The 20,296-nt window shown below is 57.5% G+C and carries 24 protein-coding genes and 1 tRNA gene; 7 read left to right on the top strand and 18 right to left on the bottom strand.

Annotation, left to right across the window (positions count from 1 at the left end; all coding sequences use genetic code 11):
* The first annotated feature begins 17 nt into the window (after positions 1-17).
* Positions 18-938: an AraC family transcriptional regulator gene (locus tag NBH21_RS23710; protein ID WP_250916297.1), complete on the top strand. Its 921-nt coding sequence runs from the start codon at positions 18-20 to the stop codon at positions 936-938.
* Positions 939-1,001: 63 nt separating this feature from the next.
* Here the strand turns inward: NBH21_RS23710 and NBH21_RS23705 are convergent, their stop codons facing one another.
* Positions 1,002-1,523 (bottom strand): P-loop nucleotide/nucleoside kinase family protein, encoded by a 522-nt coding sequence (locus NBH21_RS23705; RefSeq protein ID WP_250916298.1) that lies wholly within the window; start codon positions 1,521-1,523, stop codon positions 1,002-1,004.
* Positions 1,524-1,677: 154 nt separating this feature from the next.
* Here NBH21_RS23705 and NBH21_RS23700 point away from each other — a divergent pair, with 154 nt between their 5' ends.
* A complete protein-coding gene (locus NBH21_RS23700) occupies positions 1,678-2,115 on the top strand; it encodes a DUF1489 family protein (protein ID WP_250916299.1) in 438 nt (145 codons plus the stop codon).
* Positions 2,116-2,396: 281 nt separating this feature from the next.
* Here NBH21_RS23700 and NBH21_RS23695 read toward each other — a convergent pair whose 3' ends face one another.
* From NBH21_RS23695 to NBH21_RS23685, 3 genes are all read right to left on the bottom strand, one after another.
* Positions 2,397-3,185 (bottom strand): hypothetical protein, encoded by a 789-nt coding sequence (locus NBH21_RS23695; protein WP_252759586.1) that lies wholly within the window; start codon positions 3,183-3,185, stop codon positions 2,397-2,399.
* A 213-nt stretch (positions 3,186-3,398) separates the two neighbouring features.
* Positions 3,399-3,475 (bottom strand) — tRNA-OTHER (locus NBH21_RS23690).
* Positions 3,476-3,482: 7 nt separating this feature from the next.
* Positions 3,483-3,893 carry a hypothetical protein gene (locus tag NBH21_RS23685; RefSeq protein WP_250916301.1) on the bottom strand — a complete coding sequence of 137 codons (411 nt, stop codon included), beginning with the start codon at positions 3,891-3,893 and terminating at the stop codon, positions 3,483-3,485.
* A 115-nt stretch (positions 3,894-4,008) separates the two neighbouring features.
* Here NBH21_RS23685 and NBH21_RS23680 point away from each other — a divergent pair, with 115 nt between their 5' ends.
* The 4 genes from NBH21_RS23680 (at position 4,009) to NBH21_RS23665 (ending at position 5,488) form a co-directional block, all read left to right on the top strand.
* A complete protein-coding gene (locus tag NBH21_RS23680; protein ID WP_250916302.1) occupies positions 4,009-4,170 on the top strand; it encodes a type II toxin-antitoxin system antitoxin in 162 nt (53 codons plus the stop codon).
* Between the two features lie 198 nt (positions 4,171-4,368).
* Positions 4,369-4,674: a hypothetical protein gene (locus NBH21_RS23675; RefSeq protein ID WP_250916303.1), complete on the top strand. Its 306-nt coding sequence runs from the start codon at positions 4,369-4,371 to the stop codon at positions 4,672-4,674.
* A gap of 8 nt (positions 4,675-4,682) precedes the next feature.
* Complete coding sequence (locus NBH21_RS23670) at positions 4,683-5,231, top strand: hypothetical protein (protein WP_250916304.1); 549 nt, start codon at positions 4,683-4,685, stop codon at positions 5,229-5,231.
* The gene (locus NBH21_RS23665) at positions 5,228-5,488 is read left to right on the top strand and encodes a helix-turn-helix transcriptional regulator (protein ID WP_250916305.1); all 261 of its coding nucleotides are present in this window, start codon (positions 5,228-5,230) and stop codon (positions 5,486-5,488) included. Before NBH21_RS23670 ends, NBH21_RS23665 begins: the two co-directional genes overlap by 4 nt.
* A gap of 119 nt (positions 5,489-5,607) precedes the next feature.
* Here NBH21_RS23665 and NBH21_RS23660 read toward each other — a convergent pair whose 3' ends face one another.
* The 3 genes from NBH21_RS23660 to NBH21_RS23650 all read right to left on the bottom strand — a co-directional run bounded on the left by NBH21_RS23660 (position 5,608) and on the right by NBH21_RS23650 (position 10,343).
* Complete coding sequence (locus NBH21_RS23660) at positions 5,608-7,629, bottom strand: hypothetical protein (protein ID WP_250916306.1); 2,022 nt, start codon at positions 7,627-7,629, stop codon at positions 5,608-5,610.
* 72 nt (positions 7,630-7,701) lie between these two features.
* On the bottom strand, positions 7,702-8,430 hold the full coding sequence (locus tag NBH21_RS23655) for a hypothetical protein (RefSeq protein ID WP_250916307.1): 729 nt from the start codon (positions 8,428-8,430) through the stop codon (positions 7,702-7,704).
* A complete protein-coding gene (locus NBH21_RS23650; protein WP_250916308.1) occupies positions 8,427-10,343 on the bottom strand; it encodes a tape measure protein in 1,917 nt (638 codons plus the stop codon). Before NBH21_RS23650 ends, NBH21_RS23655 begins: the two co-directional genes overlap by 4 nt.
* A gap of 228 nt (positions 10,344-10,571) precedes the next feature.
* Between NBH21_RS23650 and NBH21_RS23645 the strand changes: the two genes are divergently transcribed.
* Positions 10,572-11,888, top strand: coding sequence for a hypothetical protein (locus NBH21_RS23645; protein ID WP_250916309.1), 1,317 nt, complete (start codon positions 10,572-10,574; stop codon positions 11,886-11,888).
* Between the two features lie 451 nt (positions 11,889-12,339).
* On the opposite strand, the gene NBH21_RS23640 is transcribed toward NBH21_RS23645, so the two are convergent.
* From NBH21_RS23640 to NBH21_RS23590, 11 genes are all read right to left on the bottom strand, one after another.
* The gene (locus tag NBH21_RS23640; protein ID WP_250916310.1) at positions 12,340-12,936 is read right to left on the bottom strand and encodes an HK97 family phage prohead protease; all 597 of its coding nucleotides are present in this window, start codon (positions 12,934-12,936) and stop codon (positions 12,340-12,342) included.
* A gap of 138 nt (positions 12,937-13,074) precedes the next feature.
* On the bottom strand, positions 13,075-13,656 hold the full coding sequence (locus tag NBH21_RS23635) for a hypothetical protein (protein ID WP_250916311.1): 582 nt from the start codon (positions 13,654-13,656) through the stop codon (positions 13,075-13,077).
* Position 13,657: 1 nt separating this feature from the next.
* Positions 13,658-14,176, bottom strand: a complete 519-nt coding sequence (locus NBH21_RS23630; protein ID WP_250916312.1) for a hypothetical protein — start codon at positions 14,174-14,176, stop codon at positions 13,658-13,660.
* Between the two features lie 347 nt (positions 14,177-14,523).
* Positions 14,524-15,282, bottom strand: a complete 759-nt coding sequence (locus NBH21_RS23625) for a hypothetical protein (protein ID WP_250916313.1) — start codon at positions 15,280-15,282, stop codon at positions 14,524-14,526.
* Positions 15,283-15,820: 538 nt separating this feature from the next.
* Complete coding sequence (locus NBH21_RS23620; protein WP_250916314.1) at positions 15,821-16,624, bottom strand: phosphoribosyltransferase; 804 nt, start codon at positions 16,622-16,624, stop codon at positions 15,821-15,823.
* A 267-nt stretch (positions 16,625-16,891) separates the two neighbouring features.
* Positions 16,892-17,149: a hypothetical protein gene (locus tag NBH21_RS23615; protein WP_250916315.1), complete on the bottom strand. Its 258-nt coding sequence runs from the start codon at positions 17,147-17,149 to the stop codon at positions 16,892-16,894.
* A complete protein-coding gene (locus NBH21_RS23610) occupies positions 17,149-18,336 on the bottom strand; it encodes a helix-turn-helix domain-containing protein (protein WP_250916316.1) in 1,188 nt (395 codons plus the stop codon). Before NBH21_RS23610 ends, NBH21_RS23615 begins: the two co-directional genes overlap by 1 nt.
* Positions 18,326-18,571, bottom strand: coding sequence for a hypothetical protein (locus tag NBH21_RS23605; protein ID WP_250916317.1), 246 nt, complete (start codon positions 18,569-18,571; stop codon positions 18,326-18,328). The genes NBH21_RS23610 and NBH21_RS23605 overlap by 11 nt, the downstream gene beginning before the upstream one ends.
* A 75-nt stretch (positions 18,572-18,646) precedes the next feature.
* Positions 18,647-18,802 (bottom strand): hypothetical protein, encoded by a 156-nt coding sequence (locus tag NBH21_RS23600; protein WP_250916318.1) that lies wholly within the window; start codon positions 18,800-18,802, stop codon positions 18,647-18,649.
* Positions 18,799-19,017 carry a helix-turn-helix domain-containing protein gene (locus NBH21_RS23595; protein ID WP_250916319.1) on the bottom strand — a complete coding sequence of 73 codons (219 nt, stop codon included), beginning with the start codon at positions 19,015-19,017 and terminating at the stop codon, positions 18,799-18,801. The genes NBH21_RS23600 and NBH21_RS23595 overlap by 4 nt, the downstream gene beginning before the upstream one ends.
* A gap of 92 nt (positions 19,018-19,109) precedes the next feature.
* Positions 19,110-20,195: a tyrosine-type recombinase/integrase gene (locus NBH21_RS23590; RefSeq protein ID WP_250916320.1), complete on the bottom strand. Its 1,086-nt coding sequence runs from the start codon at positions 20,193-20,195 to the stop codon at positions 19,110-19,112.
* Between the last annotated feature and the right edge of the window lie 101 nt (positions 20,196-20,296).

The following is a 20,296-nucleotide window of genomic DNA, read 5'->3' as shown; positions in this document are numbered from 1 at the left end:
ATTTGCAATAGTCCGACATGGCCGACCCCCTAACCGAAGTTATCCAGATTCTCCGCCCCCGGGCCGTGTTCTCCAAGGGGATCACCGGCGCCGGGCGCTGGGCGGTGCGCTACGCCGATTTCGGGCAGCCGGGATTTTGCGCGGTGATCGAGGGTCGGTGCCGTCTGGCTGTTAACGGAGAACAGCCGGTCATCCTCGAAGAAGGCGACTTCGTGCTTCTGCCTGAAACTCCATCCTTCACGATGTCCAGTCTTGAACCCGCGCAGCCTTTGCACATCGATCCGAAAACAGCCATTGCCCCCGACAGGGAAATCCGCCACGGCCGGCAGGACGGACCACCCGATTTCCGCCAGTTCGGCGGCTGGTTTTCCTTCGATGCGCCCGATGCCGGGCTGTTCGTCTCCCTTCTGCCGCGCATGATCCACATCCACGGCATCCCGCGGCTCGCGCAACTGGTGCGCCTGCTCGGCGAGGAGGCGGCACGCGATGACATCGGCCGCAACCTCATTCTTCAGCGTCTCGTCGAAATTCTGCTGATCGAGGCGCTTCGGGCAGCGCCGACCGAGGAAGCCCAGCCGGGTCTTCTGCGCGGGCTGGCCGATGCCCGGATCGCGGCTGCGCTGCGCGGCATGCATGGCAATATCGAACGGGCATGGACGGTTCCCGACCTTGCCGGCGAGGCGGGCATGTCCCGCTCGGCTTTCTTCGACCGTTTCAACCGCATGGTTGGGGTCAGACCGATGGAATATCTGCTGTCATGGCGGATGACGGTCGCAAAGAACCTGCTGCGAAGCGAGAAAGTGGCGCTGGATGAGGTGGCGCGACGGATCGGCTACAGCTCCGCCAGTACTTTCAGCACCGCCTTCCGTCGCCATGTCGGCCTGCCGCCCGGCAGTTTTTCCAGGCATGGTGGAATGGCAGGCGAAGCAATATTGTAAGAGGCCATTACGGAGCCGCTTTCGGGAACCGTGTCCACCGGACTGGCCAAGAAGCCGGGGAGGCTATTCTCCGCGCAGTAAGGGCAGGAGATGTTTCACCAGTTCCTCAGGGTCATCCATGGCTGTATCTACTGTGATGCGCGGGACTCTCCAGGCTTCATATTCGGCTCGGCGTTCTTCAACCCGATCCCAGGTGATCTCGGCCATGCCTGCAATTTCGCGGACACGTCTCTCAATCCGTTTGCGATGCACTGCCGGATCGGAACAAAAGCATTCCACGAAGACGAGCGCGGCATTCGTACGCTCCGCCAGCCTCACCCATGCCATTCTGGCTGCATTGACCGGATTCACCGCATCAACGATGACCGTCAAACCAAGTTTAAGATTCTCCTCTGCGATTGCTTCCGCGATTACGTAAGCGGAGATCCCGGTCATTGCCGCCGGAATGCCCGATCGCCACATGGCGGCCTCCAGAGGATCTACCGAGATCACCGGTACACCAAGTCCTTTTGCGAAGCCCGCCGCAACGGTGCTTTTCCCCGATCCCGGCAAGCCGGCCATGATAATCAGGCGTTTTCCTTTCATCGCGCTCTCCCTTCGGCTACCTGTGATAGGGGCGCAGCATGTCATTGATATGGGGCTGCGGATGGAATGAACGAATACCCATGTTGGATGCAGACATCACCTGCTTCCGCACCTGCCCCTTGACGTGGGCTATCATCGGATTATCACCGCAGGCATGACACTCAACCTCATCAAGCTCTGCGTCGGCGCCGACTCCATTCAGGATCTTCGTGACTGGGTGGCGGAGAGGGCACTCATTGCGGTCGCGGCCGGTCTGGAGCCGCATTCCAGCCATGTGACGCGCATGGTGCCGAAGCGTGGCGAGGAACTGCTGGACGGCGGCTCGCTCTATTGGATCATCAAGGGGCAAGTGGCGGCGCGCCAGAGGCTTCTCGACATCAAGACCTTCACCGGCGGCGACGGTATCACGCGCTGCGAACTGATCCTCGGGCCGGAAGTGATCGAGGTGACGCCGGCGCCGCGCCGCCCCTTCCAGGGCTGGCGCTATCTGGAGCCCGATGCCGCCCCCCGCGACCTCGGTGCATCCGGCGCCAACATCGAAGAGATGCCCGAAGACCTCAAGCGCGAACTTGCCGAACTCGGCCTGCTCTGATCTCTTCGCCCTTTCCGACTTCTTCAATTGTCACAGAACGGGCAGCCGGACGGGGAAACCCTTGCGAACAAGCCATTGCGGGGTTATCTGACCGCTCATGACCATAGCACCGCTCTACAGCCCGGGGACAAGACTCTTTGCCGTTGCCCCGATGATCGACTGGACGGACCGGCCGGAACGGTAGGGCCTCTAGCGGTCATGTTGTACTTCTCGTCGTACCTAACCCTTCCAGCCGCAAGTGTTTCAATGCTTTCGCATGGCGATTGCTGAAATAGCCAACATTAAGGCGACTTGGTGCCCTCGTTGTGCAGTTCTTCATACCGAGGGTTTACGGCACGGGGAAAATCTATGCGTTTTAGAGCGTCAGCAGGGAGTGCGATGGCCGCGTTTTTGTCCGAGTCATAGAAGATTTCAAACTCTTGGGTGGAGACGACGTGACACCAATCTGGCTCAATCCCTTCTCCAATGTAGACTGGTTGCGTCCGCTCCGGATTTCCATTGAGGCACTTGTTTATCGTTGCCACGGCATCAAAAGCAGATGAGACAATCAATGACAGCACTATTATGAATCCTGCGTTAGCAATATTGTCCCTCAATTTTAGAAGTTTAAGAGCATTTAAAAATAACATGGAGATCGCAAGAGCCGGAAAGACGACGTATGTTTCTTTTATAAATTGAATCGGATTCATACCTAGTCTTGGCCATGAGTAAAGACTGGCTGCAATCCAGAACAGAAAAATCAAAATCGTTATTTTAATGGATGAACGTATAAATTTATCGATTGTCAGGTGTTCTTTGTTAGGTTTAAATAATTGAGTCCCCATAAATAACAGTATCAATGTGATGATAAATATATCGAACCTCATCCCGAATTGGGGATACTCGGTTATTGAAAATATGTGTCGCTGATCGAGAGAAAATCCCAAGCTTATTATCGTGCAGTAAAGTACGCCGCCGCACGATACAGCCACCAGGAGCCAAGTCGACAGAGAAGCCAGGTTCAGTATCAGGTTTTCTCTTGCGCCAACCAATTCTGATCTGGTTATAGATTTTTGCCTTCGGGTGAGCATCCTATTCCTGTCCTCCATTGAAATTGAGCTCTGTTTCTCCGCTAGATGCCGCGCAGCCCCGCCGGAATGTCTCCGCGGCCCATCACGTCACCATGAGATCGCGGTGCCGAAAAAGTAAAGTACAGGTTGCTCTGCTGGCGATAGATCGGCGCCGCGGTGGTGACGCGGCGCCTGCGCTACAGGGCGGATTCCCTGATGGTGCCAGCGCAAAGTTGGTGGCCCGCCGTGGACTTGAACCACGAACCTGCAGGGTAGAAAACCGCCGCGCTATCCAGTTGCGCCAGCGGGCCAATCTCGTCAGGCGGCAACGGCCTGTGCGGTCTCGCCGAAGGGAGACGCGTCGAAGTGCTGCGGCGCGAACCAGTCCAGCCGCAATTCGTCGCGGCTAATCCCGGCCGTGAGCTCGACGTAGTGCACAAGTGCGATTGCCATTCTGCGCATCCGCTCTAGACGAGCGTCGTCGGCATGCTCGCCTTCGTCAATCGCTTCAAGGTCGCCAGCCAGAACTGAAGCGAAGAGCAGGGCGGCTTCCGGTGAGCCTGCAGGGTGCCATGAAGCTTCGTCGGCAAGAGTGTTGACGCGTCCGGCCAAGATCCGGCAGGCGCTCTCGTCGCGCGCCACGTCGGCCGCGTCGTGCTTCTTGATCGTCCGGTGAATCTGGCGCACCAGTTGCGTTGCGACGTGGAAAGTCTGCTTTTCGGTAACCATTTCGGAAGCTCCTCGGTTGCTGTCATCTGCTAACAATGCTAGCAATGCGCCATAGACGAATTGGTGTCAACTAACATTTGCTATCATCTGCTAACATTCTTATGGAGTACTGAAAATGGTCAAGACCGCGGCCCTCGGCATTCGTATCGCTCCGGAGATCAAAGATGCCCTTGAAGTGGCTGCGAAAGCCGATCGAAGATCGGTTGCGGCCTACGTCGAGAAATTGATTGCCGACGACCTGGAGGCCAAGGGCTATTTGCCGAAGAAGACAACATGACAAATTTGTCAATCTGGTAAAAGGCATTGAAAATCAGTAGCTTGACACTTTTACCGGCTGCGCGTAACCTCCCCTAGTTGCAGGGCGCCGGCCTAATGCTAGCGACATGCTAAGGGGGGTGGCATGCTAAGAGAATTGGCAGTTGTGTCGGTAGCGCTTGTGTTGTCTTCATGCGCGACGTCGTCAGAGACCGCTCGAATGCGCAGCTACAATCAAAAGGCGACCATCGTTAAGATGCCTGACGAGACGTACAGGCTGTACGATCACCCGACGGACAACACGCTCATCGTCTCGCCAGGCCTCGGCCGCGTGGTTGCAATAGGCATCACACAGGGCGCGACGTTGGGACTCGCCGACGCCATGACTCCCGAACAACGAATGGAAGCCGCGGCGCGCCAGCACCTTGCCAACACTGGCCGCGGTGCGTGCTCGATTACGAGCGGTTACCTGTTAGTGAAGCCGCTATATGAGTTCAGTTACACATGCCAACAGCGCGCGCCGTAGGGTGCGCGATGACTGATACGCCCACAGGCAGCGTTTACACCCTTTCGGAGGCATCAGCGCACCTCCGCCTAACCAATCGCGGCGTTGCCAAGCTGGCAAAGGCGCACGGGCTCTGCATGGTGCGGGGACGCGATATTCTGTTCACAGACGGCGACATTGAAGCAATCAAGGATGTTTTGCGCGCACCAGCAACGTCGCCGCGGCCGGCGACAGTGAGGATCGCGCCGGGCGGCGACTTGCTGAAGGATATCGCTTGGCGTTTTGGCCCTTCGTGCTCGGTCGATCGTCGCCAGATGGAGGTGCTACGTGCCTTAGCGGTCAGCAGAAGGCCTCTGACGCACAAGCAGATCGATCGCGCCGGTCCTCGAACCATCGACACGTTCCTTGATCGTGGGTTGGCGATCGAGGTCGGCCGCGACGATCAAGGAGACAAAAAGGTTTCGATCACTGCGAAGGGACGGGAGAAAATCGCGGTAGTCGACCGATGGATTGAGCTTCGTCGCAAACACGGGAAAGGCCCTGGCGGTTGGGGTCGCCACCTAAAGGAAAAGATATGACTGACACCACTCCACGCCTAATCGGACGTAAAGACGCTGCAGCCTATTGTGGGATCAGCCAGTCGACGTTCAGCATGTGGGTTGCCACCAACAAGATGCCGCCGGCCATCCTCGGTACACGAAAATGGGACCGCAAGGCGATCGATGCCAGGCTGGACGAAATCAGCGGGCTGGCCGTGACAGACAATGCCGTTGATGAATTTGAAAAGTGGAGCCGGGAGCGTGACGCGCGAAAAGCCCGCGGTGGTAAGAACTAACTGCCACCGCCGGCTTTCGGATAGCTGGCGGCCGATGCCGGCAAGATCCATGGCGCGACCGCTCGGCTACTTAAAGCAAAAGCAGCGGTCGCTCCGTCCCACTGAATTCAGAAATTATCCTACGCCGTACCGCTTATTTCAGCACCACTGATGCCGAGAAATTTGTTGCCCGTCTGAACTCTCCAGCCGTTCGCCGGTCCTTCGAACAGGATGCCGTTCGTTGCGCTTCCGTAGGATCCGTCTGCATCACCCTTGTATGAGTAATTACCCGTGATGCAGCCGCCCGTACCAGATGCCATCCGGATCAAAGCTGCGCCGCTATGTCCGCACGATTGAATCATGTTATTGGCAATAACAGCCGCTCCGTTAACAACATACACAGCGTTGTTGCTAAGGCCCTGGAAATGGCAGTTTCTGACCTTATGGCCCTCTGAGTTGCCACCACCTGAGCCAAACACGCAGCCAAATTGCGCTGGGCTACCAGATGGTCCCTGAAGGATTTGCGTCTGAATATTCCAATTGCGGTCGCTTCCACCTGTTGCAGCTGAAGCTTCGAACGCTACCCCGGCTCGGTCAACCTGACCGCCTGTCCACTCCGCATTAACGACGCCCTTACCGGAGGAAACGATGTAGCCCGTCCAGCCTTCGCCGATTGTGCCGATGCAATAGAGACCATCCCAATTGTAGTTGGTGTCGCTATGCTTAATAAACGGGCTGACAGAATTGCCGTTCCAGCGACGGCCACCCGAGATGTGGAGGACGCCGCCCGAACCGAGTCGGATTGCGGCATTCCCCGATGCATGACTCTGTCCACCTGTATTGATCAGAAAGACGTTGATTGTGTCATTGACATCCGATGCACCGAGACCAATCCCTAGGCAACTCGGGAACCCCCCAAGGTCGCAATCTTGCATGATAAATTCATTCGTATTCCGAATGTCGATGGCGCTGCCAGCCGTCGACGCCACGCCGAGGACGAAGCCGACACCATCGATACAGACTTTGCCCGTTTGCGAACTGCCGGTCAAAGTCGATCCGCGCGGACCTATCTCAAGAATGTTTATGTTTGCAGTATCAGACTGCAGCAACGAAACGTCGTCGCCTTGGCCGCGGATCTTGATGGCTTTGCCGCCACTGATAGGATTGACGATCGAAGCCGATGCTGCGAAGCGCAGAATGCCGCGCGGTAGGATTACTTCGCTCTTACCCGCCGCCAAGGCGATATTGATAGCAGACTGCAGAACCGTATGACCGTTGGCGGTAATGCCAGACGGATCATAATCAAGAAGGTCCGCGACAATCACACTATCAAGCCACCTGTCTTTGTTCGATCTGCTTTTGTACAACGTATTGTTATCAAACGCCCATGTCGCCTTTTCAAGGAGATCGTTGACCTGCGAAAACGTCTTGCTTTCGCGCGCCGTGCCGGCCGCATTGTCGACCAGCATGCGATTAGCGGCAACGGCCGGAAGGCTCACGCCGGCAGCAGATGCGGCGGCGGCTGAGGCTGATGCAGCGGCTGCGGCTGCGGCGTCTTCGGCCGCCTCCTGAATGGCGGCGCTTGCCTGGTCGCTGGTAAGCCGGTAGGACACACCGTCGTCGACGTAGGTAATCATCATGCCGGCCGTGAGCCCACCAGACGCGATCTGTTCGCCTGACACGGTCAAGAGCGCCTTCGCCGTTCCTCCATTTTCCGAGATTGTCACATTTCCAGTGTTGGCTTCGAACACATTCGAGATGCGCAAAACGGAATCGGAGGTCGGAATGCTCGACGTCAGTTGGATGGCATTTGGTGTGCCGGCGCCAGTGTCGCTCATCTTCACGAACGAATACGGTAGGTCGCCAATGCGCGTCCAAGAGCCGGAACCGGACGCGCCTACCTTCATGTAGATGCCGTTGTACGCCGCAGTGCTGTCGCCGTAGACCCACGCAAGCGTGTTCGCGTCTTCAGTCAGATCAGCGTAGAGACTCGAGCGCGTCGCGTACAGCTTTGCCGCTGTAGAAACGGCATCAAGCCGCACCTCGACAGCAGTGCCCCAATTCCTGCACTCGGACTTCTTGACGGGATGATTGCCAGAAGACGGCACGCCGTCGGTCACGTAATTGCGCCATACAGTGCGGGCGCTAGGGGAAATGGTCATGGTGTCTCCATACGAAAAACCCCGCTCGAGGCAGGGCTGTGTTTCGGATTCGAGGTGTTTTGAGGTGGCTCGCTAGGCGGCTAGTTGTGCGGCGCCCAATGGACAACCGGCTGGTGTCGTGCGACCTTGCCGCCAATCAACTGCGGGCTGCTCGTCGCGCAACGGGTCGATTTTCTCGCCGATCACGTCCGGCCACTCGTGTAGCCAGGAGCCGTTACAGCCGTCGGCGGTGAGTTCAATATGCAGAACGCCGCCGCCGATAGCGTGCGCCATGAATGGCACGTCGGCAGCGCCGCAATGCAGGTCGCTCAGATGTTCGCGGCCCTTCTGAAAGGCAGACACTGCATCGGTAGGTGTGAACGCTTCCGCAGATGGTAAGTCGTCACGGTCAAGGCCGAATTGCGAAACGCCTTCGAGTCGATAGACGTTGCCGGGCTCCAGGCCGTCCCATCCTTTGTGATTGCACCACCAATAAACCTCAGGCCGATCGCGGGCGGTGCTGAACCCCGCAACCATTACCTCGCATGTCTCCGCACCCAGCATGGAATACAAGGACTGGAAGGCATCGGGCGCCACAGAAACAAAGTCGTCGAAGGTGGCAAGCTCGATGGCCTCAAGCAAATGGCGAAAGAGTGGAAAGGACAACGCGCTCCCCCGGCTCGAGAACGCCGCATTTATTTTCGGGAATGGCCAAATCTTCGGCCCGATGCCGGTTAGGATGCCCGTGTCGGGGTCGTAGAAGGCAGCGTCAGCTACCAAATGGATTCGGTCCTTCTGGACCACTGAGAGCATACCGCTCATGCGGCGATCCTTTCTTTGAAATCAACTGAAGCGCTTCCCGTGTAACCGCCGTCCGCAAAGCCAAATATCGAGAACAACCTGCCAAGAAAGCCACCGCCAAGCCCGCCGCCACCACCAAGGCCGAACGCCGCGTTGAGCGCGACGTCGATCAACTTATCGACGACCTTGTTTAGCGCGTTCGCCAGCGCCTCGGCGGCAGACTTGCCTTGACGCAGGTCGTTGATGAAGCCAGACGCCACGTCCTTGCCGGTCGACCTGAAGTCTTCCGCCGCCTGGCGAACAGCCTCCTGGCTCTCCTGCAGCCTCTGCGCCTCAACGCTCGCCTGCGCGTAGCCTTCGGCCAACTGCGCAATGTTTGCCTTGAGTTGCGGCGTGATCGCGAGCCCAGCCTTTTCGGCTGCAGCCAGCAGTTCCTGCTCCGTGCGCGCCCGCTCCATGGCGTAGCCATAGTCGTCGACAAGCGGATTCAATCCGGCTTGAGCCGCAGTTTCCGCCTGAAGTGCCGCTGTCTTTTCGCGGATCTGTTCGATTTCCCGCTGGAAATCGGAAACTTTGGATTTGCCGCCGGTTCGTCCACCGCTGCCGCCGCCACGAGAAACGGGAGGCGCAAAATCGCTAGTAGATACTGGGTTGACAGTGACGGCAGCAGGAAGCCGGCCTGTCTTCGGAGCGGCTTGCCCTATATCGTTTCTGGCAGCGTAGTCCTGAATAGCCCCTGGCGTTAGGCCTCCATCGCCGCCAGCTGCGCGCATCCTGTTGATTGCGTCGGTCACTTCGTTGATGCGTGCGATGGCGCCCGTATTGTCGAAGCCAAGCTCCGTATTCAGCGCGATTCGCTCTTGTAGCGTCTTCAGTTCTTTTTCGAGCGACCCGATGTCTTCTTCCGCCGGGGCAGTGTTCACCTCTGGCGCAATCAACGCGTTGAATATCTCGTCATTCAAGGAGAAGTTGGCCAAGAACCCGAGGACAGACCTAGCCTTCTCGTCCAGTTCGTCCAACTTGCCGAGAAGCGTGCCAATCGGCCCATTGGCGATACGCACGATTATGTCGCCGAGCACCTCAACGGCACCGCCCAGGCGCCCAAGTGCGGCCCCTGCCTTGTCACTGGCGCCGGTCGCTTCGTTGATCCGGCCAGCCACGTTGATGAGCGTGTTGCGCAACCGTTCGTACTGTTGGCCGACGGTAAGAACGGAACTTGCCGCCTTGCCATCAAGCATTACCGAACCGGCTTCGAATGCGCGGAAGAACGCCTCGGACGAGATTTTCCCGTCGACTACAAGCTGGCGAAGCTTGGCGACAGACCCGCCGGCTTCCTTGAGGCCAGCCGCGACCGCCTGCGCGATTGTCGGGGCGCCCTCGAGAACCGAGTTGAACTCTTCAGCGCGAACCGTTCCCCCGCCGAGAGCCTGGCTAAGCTGCAGCAGCGCACCGCTTGCGGCCTGCGCGTCTATGCCGCCAACGCGCAATGCCAACGCGACTTTGTCGGCAAAGCCGACCAGTTCCTCGCTGGTTACGCCAAGTTCTTTTTGCGTCAATGCCAGACGGCTGTAGAGGGTGACGAGCGACTCAATGGGCGCCGCATTTTTTTGGGCAGAAGCGAAAAGCGCCTGGTAGACCTTCTCCAACTCAGAGCCAGCCAGGCCGGCAACCTTCAGCGCATTGCTAATGCGAGTGGCGGCGTCCACCAGTTCTTGCGCCGCCGCCAATGAAGCCTGCGCGGCGAACGCCGCCGCAATCTGTGCGCCAGCGCGTGCAAAAGATGCGCCGATACCATTGCCGACTGTGTTCGCCTTTTTCTGTATTGAACCAAGCTGACGGTTGGTAATGCCTTGTGCGCGATTCATCGCGTTTTCGTATTTCTTGATATCCGCAGAAAGCTGGACTACCAGGCGCTCGAGGTCTTGGGCTGCCATCAGTTTGCACCCACGCGTCTAGGCGCGGCCGCGTGAGCGTCCGTGAAGGTCTGCATGATTTGTCCTTTTGGTTAGCGGCGTCGGCGCCTAGTCGTGGCGCGGGGTGCGGTGGGGTCTGGCCATCTGGATTAGCCGCGCAATCGCATTGTTTACTGTGGGTTGCAGCTTCACTACGTAGACAGGCTGAATGCGCTATGTACTGATATCCGCTTCCTAATGGAGGTTCGGATGTCACGAAACGTGAAACACACGGTACCGTTGCTAAGCGATGCAGTGATTTGCCGGTTCATGGAAGAAGCTTGCCGAATCCTCGGGGCAGACCAGTACACCTTCTTACTCGGCGCCGCCCCGCAGAGTATGACCGTATCTGTGGATCAGAAGCCGGAGATCCTGAATGAGGTCCTTTCACATAACGGAAATCTGATCCAGAACGCTCAGTTTTCAATTGATCGGTTTACAATCAGCTATCACCAAGGCGCCGACGAAGCCTCGGTGGGTTTCGCCACCCTTGAAATCAGAAACGACCAAGCGTCTCACCCTCCACTGGCCAATCCGTACGGCGTCGAAAAGATTATTGAGATTGACGCACTTGTTTCTCGCAGATTCCTTTCGCCGTCTATTTCTTCGCCGTTCATCTACAGAGACCCTAAGGTTTTTCGCGAGTTGATGAACTCGCATCAGCGAATGCTCGAACAGATGCAAAAGACAGTAGCATCTGTTGGTGAGGAAGCTGCGGCCGCTAGACGGAAGCTCGAGGAGGAGTACTGGGGTAAAAACTCGAAGCTTCTGAAGGACTACGACAAGAAGCGAGACCAACTTGAAGCGGAAATTGCCGCTCACAGGCGGCGTCTGGAAGATGAGGAGTCTGCACTTCAGGTGCGGGTGAAGGCTCTAGATGATCGCAATAACACCCACGCTCGCCGTGCTCTCCACACCAACCTCAAGGCACGCATCGCGGAACATGCGAGCAAGTTTGAGCTAACTAAGGATACCAATCAGCGCCGACAGCCCATCCATATAGCAGTTTGGATCGCGATGGTCGGTCTCTTGCTTCTACTGCTATACACCACTTACAATTCCACGGTTGTGTTCAGCGAGTCTCCGTCGATGACGGTCTCTGTGATCGCCGCGCTAAAGCCGCTCGGCCTGACTGTGGCTCTGCTCGGACTTCTCTCTTGGTACATTCGATGGATGAACCGCTGGTTTGAGAGGCATGCTGACGCGGAGTTTCAACTGAAGCAGTTCGAGTTAGATATCGACCGCGCCAGTTGGGTTGTGGAAACGTCGCTCGAGTGGCGTTTTGAGCAGAATAATTCGATACCTGATCACCTTTTGGAGAGCATTTCCCGTAACCTTTTCACCAAGGGCGAAAAGGATGAGGGGGCCGATGCGCACCCCGCCGACTACCTCGCATCCGCACTACTCGGACGTGCGTCTGGGCTCAGGCTGAAGGTGCCTGGCGGGGAGATAGAGTACGGCAAGGGTGGGATTAAGGCGTTGCAGAAAGACACGATCGAGACACCGGCGTCCTCGGCCTTGCCATAGACTGACCTCAATTTCTCAATCGTGGCGTTGTGTATGTTTGATCCGCGCCGGTCCGCCGTCTGTAGGCCTGTAGAGATTTGACCGTCCCCCGTCTTAGGCGGCCACCCAAGCGAGCCTATCGCCAGGTTCTACGAAAATGTCATAATCTTCGCCGCCTCGGCAGAGGGTGCGCGGGCCTGTTGAAGCGTTAGGCGCCGCGCCGATCGCCACCCACGAGTCAGCGGACGCCTGAATGCGAAATACTGGAGCGCCCATGCTCTCAGAGTGTTCTGGAGCCACCAAAGTCGTGGTCCCTGCACCGGTCATATGCTCGCTTGAAACGACTCGCGAAATAAGCGCTGCGTGGCTCGTCTTGCTGCGGTTGTACAGCGGTCCGACATATCCGGCCGAAACGTGAATTCCTGTGAATGCCATGTTGTTTCCTTTGTGATTTTGGAAGGTTGTTTCAGTGCTAAAGCCGCGACAGCGCGACTCGCAGCTTGCTCATTGGGTCCGGCGCCGGATCGTCCTTGCCCTTTAGGCTCGCGATGGCATCGCGCAACTTGTCAGCTGCGTCCTCCATTGGCGAAATCGGTAAGACGCGCGCTAGGTCGTTTGAGGGAGTGTCGACAAGCGAAATCTCATGAAGGTCACACTCGACAAGATAGCGCCCGACGCGGCCAGTCCCGGCCCTGGTCCGCTTGGCAACAAAGCCGATGGACAGAGAGTCCAGAACCCCGCCGCGCATAAGGCCGAGAAGCCGGCGCCCTAAATCGGTGTCTAATGCCAGCAATTCGCCCCGAACGAACAGCCCGTTTCGGTCCTCGAACATGTCAACCCACCGTCCGATTGGCAGGTCGTCGCCGCTGAACATGTTGCCGCCCGTGCCGTGCTGCAGCTTCATGGAAGGCCAGCGGCCTCGAGCGCGCCAGGCAGCGATTGACGCTGTGAACGCACCGGATTCAATTACATCCCGATGGCTGTCGACATTGCCAAAAACAGCGCCGTAACCAGAAAAACGACCGTCTGGAGTAGCGACAGGTTTAAATTCAAATGTCTTTGATACCATGGCGCTTTAGTAGCTTCCGCGTTGTCTTGATGAGCTCGTCTACCGCCGCTTTGGTGTCGAAATGCGTTGGCACCTTCGCCTCAAATTCGGTTTCCGTTTCGTCTTCTCGCAGGACGCGAGCGTGTGCGGTCTCAATCTTCATCGATACGCCTCTGGAATTTCGTTTTGCTTGAGGTAGCCACGTCGATAAGCGGCCCGCATAGCGACGCCAACTTGACCGTTTCTGTGGCCAGGATCGCCGAAAAGCTCGATGCCGAAATCGGTAAATCCAGCCGGATCGACACCAGCACGGTGAAAGCCTCGCCTCATTTCGCCATAGGTGGCGTGAACGGCCGCGGCGGCGGCAATGTGCCTAAAGAAATCGGCAGCGAGCGCTGCGTGCTCGCCGTCGAATTGCGCGACGATCAAGCGCGATGTGCGCTCGCGCTCCATCTTCAATTGGCCGGCAATCTCCCGGAGCGCCTCGGCAATGGCCCGCCGTTCGGCAGCGAGCTCGGCCAGGCGGTCCTTGATCGGCACTGGAGCAGTATATTCAACGCCGGACAGGAGCGAACTGACGCGGTCAGCGTGGCGACTTGCTACCGGCTCAGAAACGGCTTGCGCGTGCAGCTCTCGCTCTTCTACGCAGATAGCCCCGTCGCGCGCCATCAGTGCAACGTGGCGCTCCATGAGCCGCGAATATTCCGGCGAAAAGTCTTCCGGCTTTGGGATCTGTTTCACTCTAGTCTCCCATCAGTTCTAGAGCGAGCATGCGCAGAGTCTGAAGCGGGATTCGCACATACCGCGTCACGCCCTCTTCCCGCTCATGCTTTCCCCGGTAGAGCCGCAGCGTGTTCGTTCCATCAAACCTGACGACGTGAACAACAAGCGAGGGCCTATCGATGCCGACAAGTAGGTCGCCATTCCAAAAATCAATCTCCCCATCAACAATGCCGGCGGCTTCGTTGATAAGTGACTCCAACTCGCTGGCGACAGTATCCGCGCCGTCGCCAGCGATGCGCGGAACTGCACCGATGGCGATTTCCGTGTCTGTCGACTTGCCGGGAAGTGGCGCGCACAAACCAAGCACTAGACGCGCCAGGCTCTCAGCAGTCACGTCTGGCGTGACTGGACGCGTTGAGGGTAGGCGGCCGTCGGTTTTCATCCGAGACATAACCTGCCGAACGAACGGGGCTGGAATGTCCAACACTTTTGCAGTCAGGCGAATCTGGTCGCGGACCAAAACGCGCGGTTTTGTCATTGTTTGAATTCCGTACTTTTGAGGTGAAAGAAGAAAACGGACCGCAGCGGGTCCGGCTTGGTCGTCGTCGATCCATCACGGATCGTCGGAAAAAGGAGGTGCGCTCGCCCCTTGGAGGGGTGGCAAGCGCACCAGTCTCGTTGCCGAGAGTCGAACCGCAACGTAGGCGCAGCTCGGTTGGTATGCCGACCGGTACATCCGCGGCTCGGCGATACAGAAGTGCGGTGAGCGACCGCGCGCGGCCACCCACCATCAGACCTGTGACGGCAGGCCTGAAATGCTAAAGGGCCGCATCGCTGCGACCCTTCTTTCATAGATAGCTTTTGGCGCGGGGAACTGGGGTACCCCTATGCAGCCTTGCGGTCCTGCGTTCGCCAATATCGGTCCACAATTCCGAAGCCGTCAAAGATGCGGGCGCGGGCCTCACCCTTGGCGCCCTTACTGCCAGCGCCGAGTCGTTTGCCCGTTTCCTCGAGTGTGAGGCCGTCAACGACAGACCATTCGAAGGCGTCGAGGATCGCCGGCACATATGCCAATTTGCCGCGGACGATGGCTAGTTCGCGCTTTGCGTCGATAGTAGCATTCAAGGCGGCATCTCCAGTCCATGCCTTCGGGACGGGTGCGGCACGGTTGCGGGTCGGCTGTGTGTCGACAGTTGCGTTCTTGCCGGTGATGACCTTTGGCCCCTTGTGGTTGCCTTCCCTGTCGACGTTCTGCACCAAATAGAGGTCAGCCGGATCGCGGCCGAGAAGAGCTGTAGGACGCATAGCAATGTCGTGCACGGCACGGTAGCGCTCGGCGAGGGCCAAGCAATGGTCGTTCTTCTCCGTCCGCAAGAGTTTTTGCAGTGGCCAGTCTTCGTTGTCATTCGCTGCCTGGCCATCGTACCATTGTGCTAGGTATACGGCCGCGCCGTTGTGCCGCCATAGTTCTCGCTCTGCCTCGCTGGCCCTATCCCACGCAAAGCTGCGGCAAGGATCGCCGGCCATCCGGATGGTCACACCCTGCCGCGCATGTTTGCGTGGGGGAGCCCAGGCTGTGTCAGTGTCGAGAATTGCAGGCAGGGTATCGCGCCGGTCAAAAACCGGGACGTCGTCATTTTTCAAGGCCGTCACCTATGAAAAAGAGGGAAGTGCCCAAATGGGCGGGCTGGCCGCAAAGGCGGCTTGCATGCGCTTTGCGCGAATCCCCTATAAGGCACCCAACAGAAAAAGTCAACAGTTAACTTGCGTTCACGATGGAAATGTGTATAATTTTTGCCCCCGCGAATTTAGGGCCGCCAGGCGTGTTAAGTCGCTCGCAAGTGCGACGCGCCAAAAACTCCAACAAACCGCGCCCTTGGCCGCCCTTGTGGCGAGGAGGCGGCATTGGCATGCGTTTGATTTAAAAAATCAAAACTACAGAAAAAACTGTGCGTGAGGTTGACGCGGGTTTGCCAAGTTTGGCGATCGGTAGATATGTCGATGGCCCCGTCAGCGGCCAGCGGAGAGGCAAAAAACGTAATGATTTCTCGCACGCGCGCGTTGCGCGCGCGGGAGGCAAAAATCTGAGTTAGCATTAGTGCTGTGGGGGACGGCGGGTACGGCGGCCGGCGGTCGTGGAGATCGACATACCCCGGGTGGGATTCAGCCGAACTTCTTCGGTCTATCGCGAAGCTTGTTTCGCGCTTCGCGATGAATCGCCCTGGTCGCGGCCTCGCACGATTTTCTTTCTGAGATCGACATAACCCGAACAACCGAGTACTCGGGCTGCTTCGGGATCCGTGAACCCCCGGTGATCAAAGCCGAGAAGCTCGTTGCAAAATTTTGCAAGATCGCTGCCATAGAATTTCTCCAGCTCTGTCTGTGTGTCTGAGCCAAGGCGTATCTGAACATCGTTTCCATCCTTAGAAGCGATCGTGCTCATTCCTATAACACGCCCACCTTTACCGAGGATGAACGACCGCAAGTCGGCCATTGTTCCGCCTAGTGTGATTACATCATCCACTATGACATATGGAGTGGTCTTGTCAATTTCTCCATAGAAGGCTGAGCGGTGCGCTATTCTGACCCATGCGTTCGACTTATCCTTCGAGAAGTCCTTCAGTTGAAAGACTGATTCATCAACTGCCCACCCGAGCTCGTGACCCAGCCATTGGGCGTAGGTCATGGCAAGTGCGTTGTTTGAGTCGCCTAATTGCGCCGCGGGGGCAATTAGTTTCGGCTTCACTTTGTGATTTTGTTCAAGCTCTCTCAGTGTGGCAACGGTCCGTTCGACTACCACGTCGTCAATTAGCGCCAGAGCGGCGTCAACATCACGCTCACCCTTGGCTGCCTGATAGAGCGCATGATTTCCCAAGCCAGTGACGCCGGACTCAGACGACTTCCAGCAGCAATTAACGATGACGTCTGGAAAGTCTCGTTCCCAAGGTATCCGGTTCATGGCATCTCTGGCAATATTTACAACCATTCGGATGTATCACCTGCCAAGGCGTCCACTCAAGGGCAGAACGGCGGCATCCAATAGTTTCCCGTTCCTTCTGACCTGGAAATACGGACGCGCAGTGATTCTGTGTTTCTACTTCTTAGAAATACTATCCTTTGCGGCCATAGGTGGGCCCCGTCGGAGGCCGGAGACGGCAAGTGAAGTGGACGACGGCGCTCGCCGCGGCCATCGCGGCGAACATTGCGGCATGCGCGGCCAGCAGTATAGCGACGTGGATTTCCGGTAGATCGTTCATTTGCCGGCCGTTCCTTTCTTGTAGATGTTGCGCCTCACAATCGGTGTCAGCTCCCCGTCTTCCCATTCTTCGATGACAATGAACTTTATAAATTCTTCGTCGTCGTCAATTATACCAACAACAGTCACCGGCTCGCCGGCATCGTCTTCCGCTTCGAACCGGTCTATCTTCATCATGCGCGGCTTTGCCTTCACCTCTTCCATAGCGTCGATGAATCCGCACTTTACTGCCTCGTAAATCTCTGCGTATTCCATCAGGCGGCCTTCCTGTATGAGATGGCAAATCGCTGGTCGACCGTGCAGTTAACGCGGTGCCCATTAAGCTGCTCAGTGTCGGTCAAGCTCTCAATGCCAAAGCAATCGGCCAGCGTTCGCAGAAATGCCTGTCCGCGCGCTTGGATCTTGGAATCCGAGTGCTGGCCATAGAGTACGTGCTCCATGTCGTGCATGGAGCCATGTCCGTCAGACAACTTCAGCAGCAGCGTAACTTTTTCGCCATTGATGTCGGCTTGCACATGGCCGCCAACAATCGTCACATCAAATGTGCCGATTGGCGAGAACGGACCAACGTCCAAAACAGGTGCGCCCCGCTCGTTGTCGTTATCCGGCTGCGGCTCAGCCTTGGCCGCCTTGGTGGGCTTAGGCTTCCGCTCTTTCGGAGAGAACGAGGTCGGCGGGTCGCACTCATACTCTTCCCGCTCTAGCCATTTCGCCAGAGTGAACCTTGGAGCATCCGCCTTGGCTTGTGCCGCCCATGCCGAATGCCATGCGTGAGCCGCCTCGACCATCTTGCCGTGCAGGTCACTGTCTGGCGCGGCTTTCTCATAGGCCGCCCTTGCGTCAGCTTTTCGCTGCCGATGGCCATACGCTTTCCAGAGTTCTTCAAATCCTCCCGCACCATCCGCGCCGGTGGCCGTGAGGCCATCCGAAAGCGGCGCCGTAGGCGGGGCGGGTTCTTCTCTATCTATCTGTGACCCGGCCCTTGTGGGCCGGTCTTGTAGATAGGAGGGGGTGTCATCCGTGATACCAAATTGACCAGTTGAGGTGTCACTGGCGACACCAATGGCATCCGTTTCGGTGTCATGGGTGATACCGTTTGTTTCGGTGTCATCCTTGCTACCCTTTTCCGGAACAAGCTCAAAATTCGGTTTGTAGACGGTGGCGCTGCCGCGGCGGCCAGCCTGCACTACAGTGATGAAGCCTAGTTGCTCAAGGTTGCGCTTCGCCCGAATTACAGTGGCCTTACTGGTCCCGGTCATGGCGCCTAGGGCCTCATGTGTGACCCATCCATTTCCAAACCTGCCCCAGTACCTTTGAATGATTTCAGCCAAGACGGCCAAATCCGCTTTCGTGGTGTCGGGATGGAAGGACGCCAAGCGCAGCAGGTGGAACTGCACCCAGGCGTCAACGTCATAGGCATAGCCTCGCTTCTTACCGCTCATTGGCTGCCTCCAGCGCCTCGGCGGCAAGGGCGGTAAGCCGCTCCGCCATGGGCTTGCTGAAGGTCGCGGTTCGGCGCTGTCCGGCCTGCGGCGCAAACAGGAAGTGCGCGCCGTCTGGCTGGCGAACAAGCCGCAGGCCGTAAAGGCGGATGTGCTCGTTGAGCTCGACGTCGACAAAAGCGACGCAGTCTTTCCGGCCGGTCTCGTGGGTCGGATGGCAGTACAGGATTCGCATGGTTGTCCTTTCGGCGCACGACGGCGCGCCTGCCGACTTTGTCGGCAGGTTGGTAGTCATGGTGGGTTGGTGCGTTTAGGCGGCTAGTGCATCTGGCGTCGCATTGTCATTTGCGGCGCGCGCGGCGTAGTCAGGCTTCGGCAGCCCGGTGATGATTGTAAACTCCGCCCAAGAAATGCGCTTGCCGCGGTAAGGGCGGTCATTGTCGGAAGGAATGTAGTGGACGCTCATGCCTCCACCTGCGCGCGCTGGTTATCGTTGGCGAAATCGTAAACCGCCGTCCGGCGGTTCGAGGCCATCCAGGCGTCAAGATCAAGCGGGCGGTACACGACGGAGCCGCCGTTCTTCATGTAGACAGGGCCGCTTCCGTCCATCCTGGACTTGTTCAGCCAGCTTGCGGACTTCGCGATATAGGCGGCGGCTTGGGGCGTCTTGAGCAGGGACATAAGACCTCCTTCGGTTCGAGAGGTCAGTCGCATATGACTGACGACAGGATAAACTTTAGAATGTCGAAGATCGTCAAGGATGACAGAGAGATTTATTTCGTTTCAGTACGTGTCAGGATGTCCATCCACTTCCAATTGGCGAACTTATCGCCGGACTCCCGAAGGTGAGCGTAGCGCTGCAATGAACTCCACGAGCGGTGCCCGCTGACAGATGCCGCAAGGGGAATTGTTCGTCCCAACTCAAACAATCGCGAAACCCCCTCGTGCCGAAGGTCATGGAACCTCAGGTCGTCGATGTGAAGAAACTGGCAAGCGCGCGTGAAAGCGGCGCTAATCGCATCGGTGCTGTAGGGGAAGATCTCCGCCTTGCGGTGAGGCATTGCCAAGGCGATGCGCAGCGCTTCGGGTGGAAGTTCACACCATACATCGTTCCCCTTCTTCTGGCCGGGGTGCTTCATATCGCGGACCAGTACACGGCTATGCTGCTCATCTAGATCGGCCCATGTAATGCGGGTGATCTCTTCCTGTCGGCGGGTAGAGAAGATGGCGAACGGTATGATCAGGTGCATCGGCGCGGAATGTGGTGCACGCGCCTGTCTGTCGGCGAAATGCTGCATAAGCAAATCGAGTTCTGGTAGGGTAGGGCGCCTATTTCGCTTTTCCGACTTCCCTATGCTTCCGACCTTCGACATTGCAGCCTGCGCGTCTCTCATGGCCCCCAGATCAAGAGGCAAGCCCCAGAGCGGCCGAGCCACACTAAAAACGGCGGACAGGTGCGATATGTAGTTGCCGACCGTTTGCGGCTTGCGACCACCTGCCAGTAGCTCTTGCGCGAAGCCTGAAATGTCACTGGCGCCTATCTTGCTGCAATCCATGTCCGCAATCGTGAAGTCCTTGATAGATCGCAGGACTTGAGCCTTGGTTCGTCCTATCTCCGTCTTCTCCAGAACGTACCTGTCGATGGCGTCGGCCAGCGTTGACGACGGAGCGGCCGCACGATCGAGTGCTCCAGGTCGGTCAAGTTCTCCCTCGCGAAAGCGAATCCATGCCTTGGCCTCACGCTCTTTGTCGAAGGTCTTGGCCTCCCGCAAAACTATCGCGCCGCCTTTCTTTCGAAGGATCTGCGCGGTATACCCGGTCGTTCCGTCCTTACGTTTTCTTGCTGTGATCGTGCCCATCGGTACAACATGTCCTATTTCGAGTACGACATTGTTGTACCTCGCTATGAAAAACGGTGCAACTAATTGAAAAACACGGACACAATGTGAAACAAAGAAGA

Origin of the sequence: Ciceribacter sichuanensis (assembly GCF_024055605.1) — a bacterium.
Classification (GTDB): Bacteria; Pseudomonadota; Alphaproteobacteria; order Rhizobiales; family Rhizobiaceae; genus Allorhizobium; species Allorhizobium sichuanense.
The sequence above is the reverse complement of the archived record's forward strand: the minus strand, read 5'-3'. Positions and strand labels throughout refer to the sequence as shown.